The sequence below is a fragment of the Streptomyces sp. NPDC110618 genome, assembly GCF_055657065.1.
The window spans coordinates 166251-183854 of record NZ_JBVKBN010000007.1; the positions used below are offsets into that span (position 1 = coordinate 166251).

Below are 17604 nucleotides of genomic sequence, written 5' to 3' on the forward strand. Positions count from 1 at the left end.
CTCCGTCACTCCCGCGTCGCCCACACCTCCGCCGCGCGGCCCGAACGGACGTGGGTCCAGCCGTGGTTCAGGTCGGTCGGGCGGCAGACGTAGACGGTGTGCAGGCCCCGGGCCGTGAGGCGTTCGGTGAGGGCCGAGCGGGACGTGCGGTCGGCGGCGGGCAGGGAGGTCCCGGAGGTCACCGCGACGACGGCGAGCGGGAGGGACTCGGCCAGGGACGTCACCGAGTCGATCAGGGACGCCACCGGTCCCTCCGCCGGGGCCGGGGCGCTCACCAGCAGGCCGAGCGGGGCGGAGGGGCGTTCGCGGCGCAGGGTGTGCAGCCGCTCCCCCGCCGCGGCCACCGCGAGGGCGTCGGGGGCCGTCGGTACCAGGACGGGGCCGCCCGGCCGGCCGGCCAGGGACAGCGTGCCGTCCGTGTCGGGCACCAGCTGCGGGACCTCGTGGTCCGGCAGGGCCGTCACCCCGTCGCCGATCTTGGCCAGTTGCGGGTCGAGCTGCAGCAGGACGTCCGCCGCCGACTGGCCTGTCCGGGTCAGCAGGCGCAGCATCAGCGTGGCCGGGTCCAGGGCGCGGTGCTCGGACGGGTGGGACCACATCCGCTGGCTCGCCCAGGCGACCTGCTGCACGGACTCCACGATGGGCCGCCGGTTCGCCTCGTACCCGGCGAGGGTCGCGTCGATGTCGTCGCCCTCCCCGTGCTCGGCCAGTCGCCGCGCCAGCTCCACCGCGTCCTCCAGGGCCAGGGTCGTCCCCGAGCCCACGGAGAAGTGCGCGGTGTGCACGGCGTCCCCGAGCCCCACCAGGCGCCCGGTGGACCAGCGCGTACTGGAGATCTTCGGGAAGGTCAGCCAGCGCGAGCCGTTGGACAGCAGCCGCGCCCCGCCCAGGTGCTCGGCGAACACCTCGGCGCAGAACTCCATGGCGCGCTCGTCGTTCCAGCCGGGCGGCATGCTCGCGCCCTCGGTGAAGGAGGCCCGTTCCCACTCCCGCTCGCCGAGTTCCACCAGGAATGTCGAGCGGTCCGGGCCGTACGGGTAGACGTGGGCGCCGACCGGGCCGTACGGGCTGTCCGCGAAGAGGAACGTCATCGCGTCGAAGGCACGGTCCACGCCGAACCAGGCGTACCGCCCGGGGCCGGGCAGGACCGACGCCCCGAACTCCTCGGCGAACGCGGCCCGGGTGCGGCTGCCGGCGCCGTCCGCGGCGACCACCACGTCGTACCGCCCGAGCAGGTCGCGCGCATCGGCCTCGGTGCCGAAGTGCAGCCGGGCACCGGCCTGTTCGGCCAGCTCGTTCAGCGCGGTGAGCAGCGCGCGCCGCTCCACGGCGGCGAAGCCGTGGCCGGTGGAGCGGACCCGCTCGCCGTCCCGGCGCACCTCCACGTCGTCCCAGCGGGCCCCGCGGTCCAGCAGGGCGGCGACCACGTCGGGGGCGGCGCGGCGCAGCCGGGCCAGGCTGAAGCGGGAGAAGACGACACCGAAGCCGTAGGTGGCGCCGGCGGGGCTGCGCTCGAAGACGTCGACCTCGTGGCCGCCGAGGCGGCGCAGCAGCAGGGCCAGCATCAGACCGCCGGGCCCGGCACCTATGCAGGCGACTCGCACGGCGCTCACTCCCCCCGCTCGCCGGGCGGCACCGGGGCCGCGCCGGGCATGCCGTCGGCGAACCGCTCCCGCAGCTTGCGGCGCAGGATCTTCCCGGCCGCGCTGCGCGGGATCTCGTCGACGAACTCGATGCGCACCGGCCGCTTGTAGCTGGCCAGTTCGCTGGCGCAGGCCTTCACCAGACCGGCGGCGGAGACCTCCTCGCCCTCCTTGACCACGAAGGCGACCGGGACCTCGCCCCACTCCTCCGAGGGCGCGCCCACGACGGCCGCGTCGGCGACCCCGCGCTGGGCGCCCAGCACCCGCTCGATCTCGGCCGGGTAGACGTTCTGGCCGCCGCGGATGAGGACGTCGTTGATCCGGTCGACCAGGTAGAGGTAGCCGTCGGCGTCGGAGTAGCCGAGGTCGCCGGTGCGCAGCCAGCCGTCGCGCAGCGCGGACTCGGTGGCGGCAGGGTTGCGCCAGTAGCCGCGCATCAGACCGTCGCCGCGGACGCAGACCTCGCCGATCTCGCCGGGCGGCAGCGCGCGGCCCTCCTTGTCCTGGATCTCGATGTGGCAGCCGGGCAGCATCCGCCCCGCCGAGCGCAGCCTGAGCTCACGGGCGGCCGCGTCGGCGCCGTGGTCCTCGGCGCCGCCGAAGAGGACCGTGGCGATGGGGCCGCCGCCCTCGGTGATGCCGTAGATCCCGCGGAAGGGGCAGGGGAAGCGCTCCAGGGACTCGCGCAGCAGCTCCTCCGGCATGGGGGCGCCGCCGAACATCACGTCGACCAGGCTGGTCAGGTCGGTGGTCTCGAACGCCTTGGTGCGCAGCGCGAAGCGGACCATCGACGGCACCACGAAGGCGCGGGTGGCGCGGCGCTGCTCGGCCTCGGCGAGGAAGCGCTGCGGGGCGAACTCCCTTTGCAGCACCAGGGTTCCGCCGGCCGCCAGCAGGGCCAGGCCGATCACCATCGAGCCGTGGAAGAGCGGGCAGGGGTTGAGCATCACGTCGTCGGCGGTGAAGCGGGCCTCGGCGGCGAGGGCGGTGTAGCAGGCGGACACCGAGCGGTGGGTGACCGCGACGCCCTTGGCGCGGCCGGTGGTGGCCGAGGTGTGCAGGATCGCGAACAGGTCGTCCATCCGCGGCAGCGGCAGCGTGCGGCGGGGTGTGGCGAGCAGTTCCTGGTAGCCGGGACCGTCCAGGGCGATCTTCCAGGTGTCGCCGAAGGCGTCCCCGAGCCGGTCCAGGACGCCCTGCTCGGCGATCACGCCGCGGGGCGCGGAGTTGGAGACGACGTGCTCGACCTCGGGGGCGGGGAAGGAGTGGTTGACGGGGCAGACGATCGCCCCGGCCTTCCCGGCCGCGATGTACAGCTCCAGCACCTCGACCCGGTTCGGCGAGCTGACCACCAGACGCTCCCCGGGCCCGACCCCGCGGTCGATGAGGGCGGCGGCCAGGGAGTCGGTACGTTCGTCCAGCTCACGCCAGGTGAGCGAGAGCCGCTCGTCGGCGAGGGCGAGGGCGTCGGGGCGCTGTCCGGCGTGCCGCCGGACGAAGTGGGCCATCCACATCAGCGGGCCTCGCTCACGGTCGCGGCGCGCGCGGTGAGCACCTCGTCGATCCCGGCGATGGTGTGCAGCGCGGTCAGTTCGTCGTCGTCGAGCGGGCTGCCGGTGCGCTCCTCGATGGCGAGGGCGAGCCGGATCAGGTCGCCGGAGTTCAAGCCGGCCGTGGTCAGGTCGTCGTCGCGGCCGATGCCGTCGAGCAGTTCGGGCAGATCGACGAACTCCAGCAGGAGCGCGTGGCCTTGGGTCAGCTGGTCGGACATGGTGGTCCCCTCGGAGTGTGCGCGGTGGTGCGGTGGGTGAGGTGGTGGGTGGGTCCCGGCGGGGCGCCCGGCTGCCGTGGGGCGCCCGGTGGCCTCGGGGCGGCCGATGGCCTCGGGGCGGCCCCGCCGGGAGTCGGTGCGGTGCGTACGGTCAGCTGCCGATGTCGGCGGGCGCGCGGCCGGAGTCGGCCTGCTTGCCCGCGGCGGTGGTCACGGGGGCGGGGGCTTCCTCCCCCTCGCTCAGCCCGAACCGCTCGTAGATCCGGGTCAGCGGGCGCGGGGCCCACCAGTTGTAGCGGCCGGCCAGGCGCATGAACGCCGGGACCAGGACGCCCCGGACGAGGGTCGCGTCCATCAGGACGGCCAGGGCGAGACCGAGGCCGAGCAGCTTCATGTAGGTGATGCCGGAGACCAGGAAGGAGACGAACACCAGGGCGATCAGGGCCGCCGCCGCGGTGACCAGGCCACCGGTGCGCTGCAGCCCCAGCGCGACCGCGCTCCTGTTGTCGCCGGTGCGGTCGTACTCCTCCTTGATCCGGGAGAGCAGGAAGACCTCGTAGTCCATGGAGAGGCCGAAGGCGACGCAGAACATCATGATCGGGGTGGTCGCCACGATGCCGTCGGTGACGGTGAAGTCACCGGTCAGCCACATCAGGTTGCCGTCCTGGAAGACCCAGACCATCGCGCCGAAGGTGGCGGTGAGGCTGAGCAGGTTGAGCACGAACGCCTTCACCGGCATCAGCACGCTGCCCGTCATCAGGAACAGCAGCACGAAGGTGGAGACCGCGATCAGCAGCAGCGCCCACGGCATCCGGTCGGTCAGCGAGGTCATCGTGTCCTTGAAGGAGGCGGCGGTGCCCGCGACCTTCACGTCCTCGAACGGTGCCTCGGCGGCCCGCACGTCACCGACCAGGTCCTGCCCCTCGTCGGTGTAGGAGCCGACCTCCGGGATGACCGACAGCCAGGTGCCCTCGCCCTTCTCGTAGCGCTCGTTGAGGGCGCCGGCCGGGGCGATCTGCTCGCCGTCGGCGTAGGAGCCGGTCTGGGCGTCGACGCGGGCCACGTTGTCCAGCTTGGACAGCGTCTGGGCGTACTCCGCGACCTTGGCGTCCCGCTCGGCCGGGTCGCCCGCGTTCTCGGCGACGACCATGAGCGGTTCCATCTCGCGGGCCGAGTAGTCCTCGACCAGGACCTGGCCGACCTGGTGGGCCTCGGCGTCCTTGGGCAGGGTGCGCTCGTCGGCGAGGTTGAGGTTGATGCCGAGGAACGGCGAGCCGAGGAAGAGCAGGATCACGATGACGCCGGTGGCCAGCGGCAGCGGGCGGCGCATCACCAGGGTGGCGAGCTTGTGCCAGAAGCCGCTCTCGACGGCCCCCTCGGGCTTCTTGCGGTTCCAGGACCACTTGTTGATCCGGGTGCCGATGACCGCGAGCAGCGCCGGCAGCAGCACCAGGGCGGCGACCACCGCGAACGCGACGACCGCGATACCGGCGTAGGCGAAGGAGCGCAGGAAGTACATCGGGAACAGCAGCAGCGCCGACAGCGACAGCGCCACGGTGATCGCCGAGTACAGGACGGTACGGCCGGCGGTGCGCAGGCTGGTGCCGATGGCGTCGTTGACGCTCGCGCCCTTGCGCAGCTCCTCGCGGTACCTGCTGACCACGAAGAGGCTGTAGTCGATACCGAGGCCGAGCCCGAGACCCGTGGTGAGGTTCATCGCGAAGACCGACACATCGGTCAGCTCCACCAGCACCCGCAGCACACCGAGCGCGCCGATGATGGCGACGATGCCGACGGCCAGCGGGAGCAGGGCGGCGATGACGCCGCGGAAGATGAAGACCAGCAGGATCAGGGTGAGCGGCAGCACCAGGGTCTCGGCGAGCGCCAGGTCCTCCTGGGTCTGCTCGTTCATCTCCGCGTACGCCTCGGCCCGGCCGCCGAACTGGATCTGCAGGCCCTCGAAGCCGTCCTCGTAGTGCGGGCGCAGCTTCGCCAGGTAGTCGTCCACCTCGTCCTCGTTGCCCTCAAGGTGGGCGAGGACGAGCGCGGAGTCGGACTTCTCGGCGCGCAAGCTGGGCGCCTTGTCCAGGGTCCAGTAGGAGGCGGCCTCCTGGACGCCGTCCTCGGCGGCGAGCTTCTTCGTCAGCTCGGCGCCCTTGGCGGCGGTGTCCGCGTCGTCGACGCCCTTGGGGGTCTTCACCAGCAGCACGAGGTTGGGCTCACCGGTGCCGAACTTCTCGCTGAGGATCTCGTTCGCCTGCGTCGACGGTGCGTCGGGCACCTCGTAACCACCGGAGGACAGCTTGCTGTTGACGGCGCCGCCCAGTCCTCCGGCCACGACACAGAACAGCAGTCCCAGCCAGAGAACCAGCTTGCGGCGGCCGGTCGCGAGCGCGGCCAGCTTGTTGAACATGGGTGTTTCCTCCAGAAAAGACGGGGCGGGGCGTCGCCCCGATGGGGGGATGTGTCCGCCCGTACGCTCAGGCGGGGGTACGGGCGGCGGGGAGCTGACGGCAGTCGACGCGGACGTGTCCGCCGGCCACGCACTCGTGGTCGGCCAGCGACTCGTCGACGGACCGGTCCCAGACCAGGAGCCGGTTGTGCACCGAACCTCGGGTGAAGTCGGCGAACTCGGGGTGGGTGGCCTTGTGCCGGGAGCCGAGGTACGCCAGCACCGGGTCCAGGAGCAGCCAGCGGCCCTCCTCGAACACCTCGGTCCAGGCGTGCTCGACACCGACCAGGCCGAGCAGGAAGCCGCGCCGGGTGCGGGCGCGCACGCCCGCCTCCTCGGCCCACCGCTGCATCTGCCAGGCGGCCACGACACAGTCCACGGTGCGGTGCCCGATCGCCTCGGCGGGCCGGGAACGCAGGCCCTCGGGCACCCAGCCGTACTGGTACTCGCCGGAGACCAGCCGCTCCAGCAGGTCGTCGTGGATACGGCGGACGGTGTCGGTGCGCGGGGCGTCCCGGTGGCCGCGGGTGGTGACCGTGGCCAGCATGGTGTCCGCCCGCCCGGGTTCCTTGGCCCACTCGGTGAGCCGCCCCTCGTAGAGCTTGGGCGCGGGCTCGGCCGGTACGGGCGGGGTGACGCAGCTGGTGCAGCCCGCGGCGGAGCAGGTGGCGGTGAGCCGGATGCGGGTGACCTTCTCGGTGAGCCAGCCCTCGGGCTGCCCGGCGGCCAGCCGCATGCACTGGCGTTCGCCGAGCTCGGCCAGGGAGCGGCCGAGGCCGGACTGGAGGCCGAGGTTCATCACGTCGTGGTAGTCGTAGCGCAGCCCGTCCGGGGTGTCCTCGGCGGGGAAACCGGCGCCGACCAGGTGCTCCAGCACGTCCGGGGCGAGGGCGAGTTCGCGGGCCGCCTCCTCGTGGGCGAGGGTGGCCGAGCGGTGCTCCTCGGGCACGGGGACGAGCCGTTCCACCGCGGGCAGCCAGTGCTGCCAGAGTTCCGTCGCCGTGGTGGTCCGGCGCGGAGGGGCGGTCGTCATCGTTCCTCCCTCGCCGCGGCCAGCACCGGCAGGTCTCCCGCCGCCAGCCGGCGGGCCACCTCCAGACGCTTGACCTTCCAGGTCGCGGTGTGCGGGATGTCGTCCCAGCGGCACTGCACGGGCGGGGACAGCTCGGGGAGTCCGGCGACGGCCGCGGCCCAGGCGGCGCGGTCCAGCGGCAGGTCGCCGCGGGTGCACACCAGCGGGACGGCGGGGCCGCCGTCGCCCATCGGGATGATGGCGACCTCGGTGAGCTGCGGCAGCGCCTCCAGGATGTCGTCCTCGGCGGCCAGCAGGCTCTCCACGCCGCTGCCCCGGTCCACCAGCCGGTCGTACAGGTGCAGACAGCCGCGGGCGCTGACCATGCCGTAGTCGCCCATCGCCCACCAGCCGTCGACCCGCTGGTCGGGGGAGCCGAGGTAGCTGGGGGTGACGCCGGAGGAGCGGGCGAAGATCTGGCCCGGGGTGCCCTTGGGAGCCTTGTCGCCCTCGTCGTCGACGACCCTGATCTTCGTGTGGCCGAGGACCCCGCGGCCCACGCAACGGCCGTGCTCGCAGCGGCTCTTGAGCTTGTGCGACTTGACGGTGACCGGTCCGGTCTCGGTCTGGCCGTACGCCTGCATGTAGCGGGCGCCGGGCCGGGCGGCCTTGAGCAGGGTGCGGATGGTGCGCGGGTGGGCGGCGTCGAAGGAGCTGACGAACAGCCGGGTCTGCGCGAAGAGTTCGGGGCGGGTCTCGGCGACCTCCTCCCAGCGGATGAAGGCGTTCGGGACGGTCTCCACCACGCCGGGCCGGACCGCGGCGAGCAGGTCGGCGGCGTTCTCGGGGGAGGTGTCGGTGAGGAAGCCCAGCGGCAGGCCGAGCGCGAGGATGGCGAGCATCCCGGACATGCAGCGGGCGTGCACCGGCGACAGGCACATCAGGTACGGGTCGCGCACCCGCAGCACCTTGCCGATGGTGATCTGCGGCCGGGCGTGCCCGGCGAAGCTGTGCACGGAGTGCAGCACCAGCTTGGGCACGCCGGTCGTGCCGGAGCTGTGGGTGACGAGCTGCGGGGTGTCCACGCTCGGCACCACGGCGGGCGGGATCGCGCCGCGCTGGGTGTCCAGCAGCGACAGTCCGTGCTCGCCGCGCTCACCGACGTACCAGCGGGGCAGCGTCGGGTCCACGGAGTCGAGCACCCCGGCCGACTCGGTGACGGCGTCGCTGATGACGGCCGCCGGGGCGGCCCGCTCGGTCATCACGCCGAGCGCCTGGAAGCCGACCGCGGAGTGCACCAGCACCGGCACGGCGCCGATCCGGGCGCAGGCGAAGGCCAGCAGCGGGATGTCGAAGTTGGGCTGCTTGACGACGAGGACGCGCTGCCCGTCGCGGATGCCCGCGCCGGAGAGCATGGTGGCGGCCTCCTCCACCAGGTCGGCGAAGGTGGCGTAGTCGAAGTTCCGGCCGGCCTGCGGGAACAGGTCGAGCGGCTTGTCGAGACGGATGGGGACGGCGCCGTGGCGGCGGGCGGCCTCGGCGGGGGCGGTGGCCAGCGCGAGCCGGCGGTTCACGCGGGCCATCACGCGACACCCCCCGCCTTGGCGGCGCGGCGCTCCAGGTGCGCGGTGACGTGGGCGAGCAGGGCGTCGTAGGACGAGAACGCGTCGGTCGGCTCGTCCAGGTCCCACTCGATACCGAAGGCGTCCTCGGCCTCGGCGAGCAGGCGCATGAAGCCCGCCGAGGTCAGGCCCAGGTTCCACAGGGACGCGGCACGGGCCGCGGGGTCCTCCAGCGGCAGCGGGCCGCCGATCGCGTTCTCCAGCAGGCCGCGCAGGTGCTCCGCGACCGTCGTGCTGTCGTACATGTCTCCTCCAGTGACGGCCTACGGAGGTACGCAGGCTCAGGGATGGGTCCGTCGGGCGGACCGGGGACGGGGCGGGCCGGTCAGGCGGCGACGGGGTGGACGACCCGCTCGCTGCCGGTGTTCTCCTGGAATCCGCGCAGGGTGCGCAGGTAGTAGAGGAGGTACTCGGCCATCTCCTCCGGGCCGGTGGGGGCGTAGGAGGCGTCCGGGCCGCAGACGGCCGCGGTGTTGCTGAGGTCGAAGCGCTTGTTGTAGCGCAGGTAGGAGCGGTAGAAGTTCATGCCGCCGTCGAGGGCCTCGTCGATCGCGGTGAAGCCGTCCCGGTCGTCCACCCACAACGGCTCGCGCAGGCCGAGCAGTTCGAAGATCTGGGTGACCATGTCCCGGACCTTCGGCCCGTCGGAGTTGCCGAGGTGGAAGTACGTCTCCGGGGAGTCCGACAGCGAGATGGCGACCGCGTTGCGGGCGACGATGTCGACGGGGACGAGGTTGACCACGGTGTCGGGGTCGGCGAGCAGCCGGACCCGGGCGTGCGAGAGGAAGGTGCCGAGCTTGCGCGAGGCGGTCTTCTTGAACACCAGCACCTGACGCGCGAAGCCGTACAGGCCGGACCAGTTCAGGCCGTGCCGGGTGACGCTGTGGCCGATGACGACGGTGGGCCGCAGGATGCGGATCCGCAGGTCGCCGGCGGCGGCCTCGACGAGGGCCTCGGCGCGCATCTTGGTCTGCTCGTAGCAGTTGTTGGCCACCGACGGGTCGGTGACCGGGCCCTCGGTGATCAGGTCGGTGCGGGAGCCCGCGACATAGGCGGTGGAGACGTAGTTGAAGGTGCTCGCGCCCACCGTGCGGGCGAGGTCGAGGACGTTGGCGGTGCCCTGGACGTTCTGCGCCTCGATCTCGGTGCGGTACTCCTCCTCGTAGCGCAGGGAGGCGGCGCAGTGCCAGACCTCGTCGACCGGGGGCAGTGCGGAGACGTCGGCCCCGCAGCCGTCGACGGTCATGTCGCCGTGCACGGCCACGGTCCGGCGCAGGATCTCGGGGCGCAGGTCGGAGCGGCCGTAGCCGTCCGCCATCGCGGAGAGGGTGTCGTGCAGGCGCCGCGTCGCCTCGGAGTCGTCCTTGCCGCGGACCAGTGCGATGACGGGGTCGTCGGTCTTGTCGAGGAGTTCGAGGACCACGGCTCCGCCGACGAAGCCGGTGGCCCCGGTCAACAGACGTGTTGTCATGAGTGCTTGTCTCCAGCGTCGTGACGTGGTGTGCGTCGTGGGTGGTGCTGCGGTGGTGCAGCGGGTGGGTCCGGGGGGCGAGGGCCGGGGGCGCCGGAACCGGGATCACCGGTGGTTTCGCCGGGCGCCCCCGCGCCGTCGTCCGTCCGTCCGCGCTACGCGGCCTCGGTGGCGGCCACGGTGGGACGGCGCGCCTCCAGCTCGTGTACGAACTCGGAGACGGCGGTCTGGAAGCCCTGCGGGTCGTCGAAGAACGGCACGTGACCGGCGTGCTTGAGGGTGACGGCGCGGCTGTCCGGGATGCGGTTGAGGGCGTCCTCGATGACGGACTCGCTCCAGGCGAAGTCGCCGTCGCCGTTGATGATCAGCGTCGGGGCGGCCAGGCGGGCGAGTTCCTCGGGGCTGTCCTCGATCTCCAGGGAGGCCAGGAGGTTCTCGCGGATGGAACCGACGGAGAGCAGGGACAGGAAGTTGTCCTTGAGCGCCAGGTAGGCCGCGGTGCCGCCCTCGTGGATCATCTGGTCCGGGAAGACCAGCGGGTAGAGGTGGTTGAAGAGCTGGGTGGTGCCGCCGGACTCCAGGCTGGCCAGCCAGGAGCGGCTGACGAGCTTGCGGCGCAGGGTGCCGTTGGGCGAGAACGCCGGGCCGACGAGGACCAGGCCGGCCACGCGCTCGGGGTACTTCAGCGCGAACTCGCGGGCGATGAGGGTGGATATGGACGTGCCGACCAGGTAGGTCTTCTCGATGCCGAGGTGGTCCAGCAGACGGCGCACGTCCTCGACGTGGTCCATGAACGAGACCGGCTCGGGGCCCGGGTTGGAGGCGCCCTGGTTGCGCAGGTCGTAGTGGACGAGCCGGAAGTCGTCGGCCAGGGCGGTGGTGAAGTTCCGCCAGATCGGGCTGACGATATAGAAGTTGTTCAGCAGCGTCACCGCCGGGCCTTCACCGCTGTCCTCGTAGTACAGCTCCCCGCCGCCGGGCAGGGCGAGCGCGGAGTGGTTGAGGTAGCGGACGTCGAGCTGACCGAACTGCTGGTCCGTCATGAGGGTCTCCTAGATGATTCGTTTCCGTCGCCGTTGACCACCCTCCGCGCCCCCGTTCAACACCCGCCCAAGGCCCATCCAAGGGCGGGGAAACGTGCAGGTGGGAGGGGTTTTTCAGGGGTTGTGCGGGGGTGTTCCCAGCGGTGTTGCCAGGGGTCTTGCGGGTGCGCTTCCTGGACGGCGGTGCCTGGCCGGAACGGGCCGGTGAACTCAGCACCCGGTACCGGCGCTTGAGGTCAAGGCCCCGTCAGGGCCGATCCCCACCCACCCGCAGGTGGCCGCGAGGCCCGGCCCCTCCAGCCCGTCCGGCGTTTGAGGGAGGCCCCTTCAGGGCCGATGGGGGTCCAGGAGGCAAGGCCCCCTGGTGGGGTCGAAGGGGCGAAGCCACCGCCGGGTCTTGCGGGGCCCTTGCGGTACGCTCGCGCCCGGCCGGAACGGGCCGACGGACTCAGCACCCGGTACCGACGGACCGCCGCCGCGGCGCCCCGGGCTGCCCGGCCCCGTGTGACCGGACGGCCCCACGCCGCCCGACCCCGTGCACGGGTACGCGGCCGGCGTCGTGGCCGGACACGCGGTGCTCCGCATCACCCGCGCCGGACACCCGGTCCGCCCCGGCACCGAGCACCGGGGCACGACGGGCGTCGACACCCGCGCCGGACGCCCGACCGGCCTCGCCGCCAAGAGCAGGAGCACGACGGGCCTCGGCATCCGCGCCGACGTGGTCCGCCCCGGCGCCTACGACGGGTGGCCGATCGGTTCCGGCCTCGATGCCGGACACCTCCGCCCGCCCGTCCTCGGATCCCCTGAGGCACGCCTGCCGAGCATCGCCGGCCCGAGCACTCCCGACCCCGGCCTCAGTCGTCCCGCCCCCGGACCCGACGGTCCCCGCCCCGCCGGTCCCGGACGTTGCGGTGTCGGCACACCCGGACCCGGACCCGGGCCCTACGCCATCGGCGTCACCCCCGGCCCGGGGCAGCTCCCCACGCCCCGCCTCAACCGACCCGGCGGCCGCCCGCCCGGCTCGGGCCGGGACGCCGTCCGCCGGACCGGTCGCGAACCCCGCGATATCGCCGAGCCCAGGCGCAACGGCGCAGACCCGCCGCGCAGCCCCCCGGGCCTCGGTACGTACGACGCCGCCCCGCCCGGCCTCGGACGATCCGCCGTCACCGCGGCCCGCTCCGGACCAGGCGGCCTCCGCCCCGCCGGTCCCGGGCCGTACGGCGTCGGCGCGGCCGAAGTCGGCCGGTCCCGAGGTCGGCTCGGCGGCATCCCGAGCCCGTGCCAGCACCCCCACCCGAACCAGCTCCGGCACCCGGAACATCGCCGAGCCGCCGGGGGTGCTGTCGGACAGGACCAGCACATGCCGGTCCAGCAGGCGGCCCACCAGGGACTGGGCCGTCCAGGTGTCCAGGCCGAGCACGCGCTTGACGTACTCCGTGTCGAAGGGGCCGGGTTCCGCCGCGGCGAGGGCGTACACGGCCTCGCGGAGCCAGGGGGGCAGGCGGTCCAGGGCACTGTGCGCCCGGGAGGGTGCCGCGCAGGCCTCGTCCTGGAGTTCGGCGACCAGGCGGTCGTCGTCGACCAGACCCTCGGCCAGGTCGGTCAGCGTCCACATCGGGCGGGCCGCGTACAGCTCGCCCACGGCCCGCAGCATCAGCGGGTCGCCGCCGAGCCGGGCGAGCACGTGACGGAGTGCCGGACGGTGCCCCGCGACCCGGTCCTCCCCCACCAGGCGGACGAAGAAGCCCTCCGCCTCCTCCGCCCCCAGCGGCCCCAGCGTCAGCCGCCGCGCCCCCGGCAGCGACAGCCGCACCCGCGACGTCACCACCGTCAAGCAGGACTCCCCGCCCGGCAGCAGCGCCAGCACCTGGTCCGCGCCGGCCGCGTCGTCGAGCAGCACCAGCAGCGCACGCTCCCGCGCCGCCGCCCGGAACAGCGCGGCCAGTCCCTCCGTGTCCTCCGGCTGCCGCTGCCGCGCGACGCCGAGCCCGTCCAGCAGGGACCGCAGCACCGCCTCCGGGGAACGCGGCCGGTCCGCCGTATCGTGCAGGGACGCGTACAGCAGCCCGTCCTTGAACCGCCCCGCCATCGCCCGGGCCGCCCGCACGGCGAGCGCGGTCTTGCCCACGCCCGCCGGTCCGAGCAGCGTCACCACGGCGGCGCCGCCCTCGGCGATACGGGCCAGCTCCGGCTCACGCCCCACGAAGTCCGGTGTCTCCAGGGGAAGTTGGTCGACTACCGGAGCGGACGGCACGGGCACCGGCCGCCGTTCCGGCTTCGCCGCCGGGGGCAGCACCTCCCGCAGGATGTCCTGCTGAAGCTTGCGCAACCGTTCCGACGGCTCGATCCCCAGCTCGTCCACCAGCCGCTGCCGCAGCCGCAGATACGCGTCGAGCGCGGTACTGCGCTGCCCCGACCGGTGCGCCGCGATCATCAGCTGCGCGGTGAACCGCTCGTCCAGCGGATGGTCCACGGTCAGCCGCCGCAGCTCGGCCACCAGCCCCTGGTGGCGCCCCAGTTGGAGATCGGCCTCGATCCGCAGCTCCAGCGCCGCGAGCCGGGCCTCGCCGATCTGCGCGATCCGCGCGGCGAGCAGCGGTCCGGCCTCAAGCCCGGCGAACGGCTCCCCGCGCCACAGCGCGAGCCCCTCGCGCAGCAGCCGCGCCGCGTCCTCCGGCGCTCCGGAGGCCAGCGCGGCCCGGGCCCGGTTCACCCGCTGCTCGAACTCCCACAGGTCCAGCTCCCCCGGCCGCGCCATCAGCCGGTACCCGCCGGAACCGGTCTCCAGCCGCTCCCCGGTGTCGCCGTCGCCGCTGCCCTTGAGGGCCTGGCGCAGTTGGTAGATGTAGGTCTGCACGGTCTTGCGGGCCAGCCGCGGCGGCTCCTCGTCCCACAGCTCCTCGACGAGGGCCTGCACGGAGACCAGGTGGTTGGCGTCCAGCAGCAGCACGGCCAGCGCCCGTCGCGCCATCGGCGCGGTGAGGGTGCGCGGTTCGCCGCCGACGTGGATCTCCAGCGGCCCGAGCACCTTGATCCGCAGCTCGGACAGGCCGGTGGCGGTCGCGGTCATGTCGTCCTCCCGCGTCCGGAGCGGGTGCGCCGCTCACCGCGCCCCGCCGCACGCGGCGCCGGGCCGCCCTGGTGGGTCACCGTCCGCGCCGACACCAGCCGCCCGGGGCAGGCCGACTCCGGCGGCAGTCCGCCCGGCAGCAGCAGCCCGAGGAAGTGCTCGACGGTCCCGTACGCCGCCTCCGGGGCGGCACCCGTCGCGCTCACGACCGCGCTCCGGCGTTCGAAACGCGGTCGCTGTCCAGGTGGTGCATGGCGCGGCGCTCCTTCCGGAACTCACTGGGGGTGACCCCGTAGCGGCCGCGGAAGAGCCGGCTGAAGTGGGAGGCGCCGTACAGGCCCGCCCGTTCGCCGATCAGCGCCACGGGCAGGTGGTCGAGGGCGGGGTCGGCCAGCTCGGACCGGCAGCGGGCGAGCCGCTCGTCGCGGATCCAGCGGGCCGGGCTGACCCCGAACTCCTGGAAGATCTTCTGGAGGTAGCGCAGCGAGATGTTGTGCCGCCGGGCCACCTCGTTGGGGCTGAGGCTCGGCTCGGCGAGGTGCTCGCGCACATGCGCCTGGATCCGCAGCATCAGCGCCTGCCGGGCGATCTCGCTGTCGGGCGCGACCTCGCGCATCCGCTCGGCGAACAGCACCGCGGTCAGTCCGGCGACGCTCCCGCCGAGCAGGTCGACAGCCGTCTCCACTTCCTCCCCGTGCCGGTCGAGCCCTTCGAGCATGCCGCTCAGCAGCGCGGCGACGCCCTGGTCGCCGTTCCAGGCGCGGGCGGTGAGCCGCTGGGTGTCGGTGGCGGTGAGGCCGACCAGGGAGTGCGTCACCATGACGTCGACCATCCGGAACTCCTCCGGCATGATCACCTTGAACGGCCGTCCGGTGTCGAAGGAGATCAGCTGCGGCGGCCGTACGACACCGTGCCGCCCGTCCTGGAAGACCCAGACCTCGCCGCGCAGCGGACGGCACACCCGCAGCCGGGCGCGGCGCCCGTCCGCGATGAGCCGGCCGGGCCGGACCAGTTCGCGGGGACCGCCCTGCACCAGCGAGACGGTGACCTCGCCGAAGCGGTGCCGGACCGTGGTCCCTTCGAGGATCTCCTCGTGGTTCCTGACGATCTGCAGTCCGCCGCGCTCGGCGGGCGGCGGATCGGCGGTGCACCGGCGCACCTGCCGCGGCCTCACCTCACTGACACGTTGCATCGCGTACCCCCTGTTCCGATGTCGGAGCTCTCGTCGAAGCCCTACCAGGGAAACATACCCGCATGCGGGTTTTCTACTTCGATCGAGAGTTTCGATGGATCACCGGGGGCGGGCACACCGCCGAGGCCGGACCGTCATCGGCCCGGCCTCGCCGAGAACACCCAGCTCAGGCCACCCGCGCCAGCCGCGGCCCGGGCACGGCCGGCACCGCGCGGTCGGCGTACAACTCGGCGACCTGGAAGGCGAGATCGAGCGCCTGGTACCGGTTGAGCCGGGGGTCGCAGGCGGTCTGGTAGCGCCGGTGCAGGTCGGTCAGACCGATCGGGTGGCCGCCGCCCACGCACTCGGTGACGTCGTCCCCGGTCAGCTCGATGTGGATGCCGCCGGGGTGCGTGCCCAGCTCCCGGTGCGCCTGGAAGAAGCCGGTCACCTCCTCCAGTACGTCGTCGAAGCGGCGCGTCTTGTGGCCGCTGGCGGCGGAGAAGGTGTTGCCGTGCATGGGGTCGCAGATCCAGGCGACCGGCGCCTCCGCCTCGGTCACCACCTCCACCAGCGCGGGCAGCACGTCGCGCACCCGGTCGCGGCCCATCCGCGTGATGAACGACAGCCGCCCCGGCTCCCGTTCGGGGTCGAGCCGGTCGATCAGCCCGAGCACCTCGTCCCGGGTCACCGTCGGACCGAGCTTGACGGCGACGGGGTTGCGCACGGAGGCCGCGAACTCCACGTGCGCGTGGTCGAGTTGCCGGGTCCGCTCGCCGATCCACACCATGTGCCCGGAGACGTCGTAGGCGTGCCCGGTGCGCGAGTCGATGCGGGTCAGGGCGGCCTCGTAGTCGAGCAGCAGCGCCTCGTGGCTGGAGTAGAACTCCGCGAGGTGGAACTCCCCGGGGTCCGCGCCGCAGGCGGCGAGGAAGGTCAGGGCGCGGTCTATGTCCCGGGCGAGCGCCTCGTAACGGGCGCCGACGGGGGAGCTGTTGACGAAGTCGCGGTTCCACTCGTGCACCTGGCGCAGATCGCCGTAGCCGCCGGTGACGAAGGCCCGGATCAGGTTCAGGGTGGAGGCGGAGGCGTGGTACATCCGTTTGAGGCGTTCCGGGTCGGGCCGGCGGGCCTCCTCGGTGAACTCCTGGCCGTTGACGGCGTCACCGCGGTAGACGGGCAGGGTGATGTCGCCGCGCACCTCGACCGGCTGCGAACGCGGTTTGGAGTACTGCCCGGCGATCCTGCCGATCTTCACGACCGGCACGGAGGTGGCGTAGGTCAGCACGGCCGCCATCTGCAGCAGCGTCTTGACCTTGTCCCGCACCTGGTCGGCGGTGATCGCGTCGAAGGTCTCGGCGCAGTCGCCGCCCTGGAGCAGGAACGCCTCGCCCCGGGCCACCCGGGCGATGCGCTCGCGCAGTTGGTCGCACTCCCCGGCGAACACCAGCGGCGGGTAGGTCGCCAGCTCCGCCAGCACCCCCTTGAGGGCGTCCGGGTCGGGCCATTCGGGCTGCTGGGCGGCCGGGAAGCGGCGCCAGGAGTCCACGTCCGTCATGCGCTGATCAGCATTCATATCGAGCTGTGCCTCACTTGTGTCCGGGGAAGGTGTCGGATCGCGTGTGCGGCGGATCGCCCGCTGCGTCACGGGCTCCGGGTTGCGTCACGGCTCCGGGGTACGAAGCGGCCCTCCCGCCGCCGGGGCACTCCTCGCCGGGGGATGTACGAGGAGGACGCCGGTCGGGGGGAGGGCCGCGATGGGGGGCGAGCGGCGTCCGGCCCGTCAACGGCCCCGGACTCACCGCGATGCCCCGACTCTACGAACGCCCCCGCCCGCCCGGTTGCCGCACCGCGCACCGCCCCTTGCCGAAATACGCGCGAACGGACAACGCCCCCGGAATCTCACATTCCGAGGGCGTCGGGCTTACCCAGTTCCAGCACAAGGATCTCTTCCGGTCACTCCCCAATCGTCGGCAACCACATGAAGGACCAGTTCCGCACAGCTACGGCGGGAACGGTCACGACGGCACACGCGCCCGCCGCACCCGGCGGACCCGCCCGTCGCAGCGGGGCGTCGCCTGTGCCGCGGACACCGCCCGCCGCCCCTCCTCCGCCGCGTCGATGATGATCCGGGCGTACGGCAGCAGCCGCGCCCCCGCCTCGGTCAGCGCCAGCCGCCGGTGGCTGCGGTCGAACAGCGCCGCCCCGACCGACTCCTCAAGCCCCTGGATCTGCGCCGTCACCGTCGACTGCGCGTAGTTGAGGTTGCGGGCCGCCCGGGTCACGCTCAACTCGGCCGCCACCTCGCGAAATGCCCGTAGCTGCTGGATCTGCATGTGCCGCTCCCTT

The 17604-nt window shown here is 73.1% G+C and carries 14 protein-coding genes; all 14 read right to left on the minus strand.

Going from position 1 to position 17604, the window contains the following annotated elements:
* Positions 1–5 precede the first annotated feature (5 nt).
* Complete coding sequence (locus ACZ7L7_RS15865) at positions 6–1613, minus strand: FAD-dependent monooxygenase (protein WP_471592619.1); 1608 nt, start codon at positions 1611–1613, stop codon at positions 6–8.
* Positions 1610–3151 (minus strand): class I adenylate-forming enzyme family protein, encoded by a 1542-nt coding sequence (locus tag ACZ7L7_RS15870; protein ID WP_453605030.1) that lies wholly within the window; start codon positions 3149–3151, stop codon positions 1610–1612. The genes ACZ7L7_RS15865 and ACZ7L7_RS15870 overlap by 4 nt, the downstream gene beginning before the upstream one ends.
* Positions 3152–3156: 5 nt before the next feature.
* Positions 3157–3414 (minus strand): phosphopantetheine-binding protein, encoded by a 258-nt coding sequence (locus ACZ7L7_RS15875; protein ID WP_093724880.1) that lies wholly within the window; start codon positions 3412–3414, stop codon positions 3157–3159.
* Positions 3415–3565: 151 nt separating this feature from the next.
* The gene (locus ACZ7L7_RS15880) at positions 3566–5827 is read right to left on the minus strand and encodes an MMPL family transporter (RefSeq protein WP_285514391.1); all 2262 of its coding nucleotides are present in this window, start codon (positions 5825–5827) and stop codon (positions 3566–3568) included.
* Between the two features lie 67 nt (positions 5828–5894).
* Entirely contained in the window at positions 5895–6899 is a 1005-nt protein-coding gene (locus tag ACZ7L7_RS15885; protein ID WP_285514392.1) for a transglutaminase-like domain-containing protein, read from the minus strand.
* Entirely contained in the window at positions 6896–8461 is a 1566-nt protein-coding gene (locus tag ACZ7L7_RS15890; protein WP_472076139.1) for a class I adenylate-forming enzyme family protein, read from the minus strand. The genes ACZ7L7_RS15885 and ACZ7L7_RS15890 overlap by 4 nt, the downstream gene beginning before the upstream one ends.
* A complete protein-coding gene (locus ACZ7L7_RS15895) occupies positions 8461–8745 on the minus strand; it encodes a hypothetical protein (RefSeq protein ID WP_453605025.1) in 285 nt (94 codons plus the stop codon). Before ACZ7L7_RS15895 ends, ACZ7L7_RS15890 begins: the two co-directional genes overlap by 1 nt.
* 80 nt (positions 8746–8825) lie before the next feature.
* Positions 8826–9971 carry an SDR family oxidoreductase gene (locus tag ACZ7L7_RS15900; RefSeq protein ID WP_285514395.1) on the minus strand — a complete coding sequence of 382 codons (1146 nt, stop codon included), beginning with the start codon at positions 9969–9971 and terminating at the stop codon, positions 8826–8828.
* Between the two features lie 155 nt (positions 9972–10126).
* Positions 10127–11014, minus strand: coding sequence for an alpha/beta fold hydrolase (locus ACZ7L7_RS15905; RefSeq protein ID WP_285514396.1), 888 nt, complete (start codon positions 11012–11014; stop codon positions 10127–10129).
* A gap of 448 nt (positions 11015–11462) precedes the next feature.
* Complete coding sequence (locus ACZ7L7_RS15910) at positions 11463–14084, minus strand: AfsR/SARP family transcriptional regulator (protein ID WP_472076142.1); 2622 nt, start codon at positions 14082–14084, stop codon at positions 11463–11465.
* On the minus strand, positions 14081–14290 hold the full coding sequence (locus tag ACZ7L7_RS15915; protein WP_453605021.1) for a hypothetical protein: 210 nt from the start codon (positions 14288–14290) through the stop codon (positions 14081–14083). Before ACZ7L7_RS15915 ends, ACZ7L7_RS15910 begins: the two co-directional genes overlap by 4 nt.
* Positions 14287–15276 carry a helix-turn-helix domain-containing protein gene (locus ACZ7L7_RS15920; protein WP_285514399.1) on the minus strand — a complete coding sequence of 330 codons (990 nt, stop codon included), beginning with the start codon at positions 15274–15276 and terminating at the stop codon, positions 14287–14289. The genes ACZ7L7_RS15915 and ACZ7L7_RS15920 overlap by 4 nt, the downstream gene beginning before the upstream one ends.
* A gap of 166 nt (positions 15277–15442) precedes the next feature.
* A complete protein-coding gene (locus tag ACZ7L7_RS15925) occupies positions 15443–16831 on the minus strand; it encodes a class II 3-deoxy-7-phosphoheptulonate synthase (protein ID WP_453605020.1) in 1389 nt (462 codons plus the stop codon).
* 442 nt (positions 16832–17273) lie between these two features.
* Entirely contained in the window at positions 17274–17591 is a 318-nt protein-coding gene (locus ACZ7L7_RS15930) for a LysR family transcriptional regulator (RefSeq protein WP_285514401.1), read from the minus strand.
* Between the last annotated feature and the right edge of the window lie 13 nt (positions 17592–17604).

Coding starts and splice junctions, on each gene's coding strand:
- ACZ7L7_RS15870 (WP_453605030.1), bottom strand. CDS start 3,151: ATGGCCCACTTCGTCCGGCGGCACGCCGGACAGCGCCCCGACGCCCTC.
- ACZ7L7_RS15875 (WP_093724880.1), bottom strand. CDS start 3,414: ATGTCCGACCAGCTGACCCAAGGCCACGCGCTCCTGCTGGAGTTCGTC.
- ACZ7L7_RS15880 (WP_285514391.1), bottom strand. CDS start 5,827: ATGTTCAACAAGCTGGCCGCGCTCGCGACCGGCCGCCGCAAGCTGGTT.
- ACZ7L7_RS15885 (WP_285514392.1), bottom strand. CDS start 6,899: ATGACGACCGCCCCTCCGCGCCGGACCACCACGGCGACGGAACTCTGG.
- ACZ7L7_RS15890 (WP_472076139.1), bottom strand. CDS start 8,461: ATGGCCCGCGTGAACCGCCGGCTCGCGCTGGCCACCGCCCCCGCCGAG.
- ACZ7L7_RS15895 (WP_453605025.1), bottom strand. CDS start 8,745: ATGTACGACAGCACGACGGTCGCGGAGCACCTGCGCGGCCTGCTGGAG.
- ACZ7L7_RS15900 (WP_285514395.1), bottom strand. CDS start 9,971: ATGACAACACGTCTGTTGACCGGGGCCACCGGCTTCGTCGGCGGAGCC.
- ACZ7L7_RS15905 (WP_285514396.1), bottom strand. CDS start 11,014: ATGACGGACCAGCAGTTCGGTCAGCTCGACGTCCGCTACCTCAACCAC.
- ACZ7L7_RS15910 (WP_472076142.1), bottom strand. CDS start 14,084: ATGACCGCGACCGCCACCGGCCTGTCCGAGCTGCGGATCAAGGTGCTC.
- ACZ7L7_RS15920 (WP_285514399.1), bottom strand. CDS start 15,276: ATGCAACGTGTCAGTGAGGTGAGGCCGCGGCAGGTGCGCCGGTGCACC.
- ACZ7L7_RS15925 (WP_453605020.1), bottom strand. CDS start 16,831: ATGAATGCTGATCAGCGCATGACGGACGTGGACTCCTGGCGCCGCTTC.
- ACZ7L7_RS15930 (WP_285514401.1), bottom strand. CDS start 17,591: ATGCAGATCCAGCAGCTACGGGCATTTCGCGAGGTGGCGGCCGAGTTG.